This window comes from Desulforhabdus sp. TSK, assembly GCF_022836495.1.
In the GTDB taxonomy this organism is placed as follows: Bacteria; Desulfobacterota; Syntrophobacteria; order Syntrophobacterales; family Syntrophobacteraceae; genus Desulforhabdus.
Genome location: NZ_BQXM01000206.1, coordinates 1 through 388, shown reverse-complemented (window position 1 = coordinate 388; position 388 = coordinate 1). Strand labels below are relative to the sequence as shown.

Below are 388 nucleotides of genomic sequence, written 5' to 3'. Positions count from 1 at the left end.
CTTGATGAGGCCGGTGCACACATCGGTCGATGGACGCTGAGTAGCCAACACCAAGTGGATACCGGCAGCACGTGCCAACTGGGTAATACGAACGATGGAATCTTCAACATCACGAGGGGCTACCAGCATGAGATCGGACAGCTCGTCAACGACGACCAACAGGTACGGGTAGGGAGCCAAGACCCGTTCCGATCCCGGAGGCAAGGTGACCTCGCCAGCCTGTACAGCTTTATTGAAGTCCTTGACGTGACGGAATCCGAACGCAGCCAGGTCGTCATAGCGCTGGTCCATCTCACGCACGACCCATTGCAGAGCTTCGGCGGCCTTCTTGGCGCTGGTAATAATGGGCGTCAATAAGTGTGGAATCCCCTCATACTGGGTCAGCTCC

Annotated in this window: 1 protein-coding gene; it reads right to left on the bottom strand. The window is 57.0% G+C overall.

Annotation, left to right across the window (positions count from 1 at the left end):
* Window positions 1-388, bottom strand: a 388-nt coding sequence (locus MWC30_RS22125; RefSeq protein ID WP_254006179.1) for an FtsK/SpoIIIE domain-containing protein, incomplete at both ends; no start/stop codon positions are given.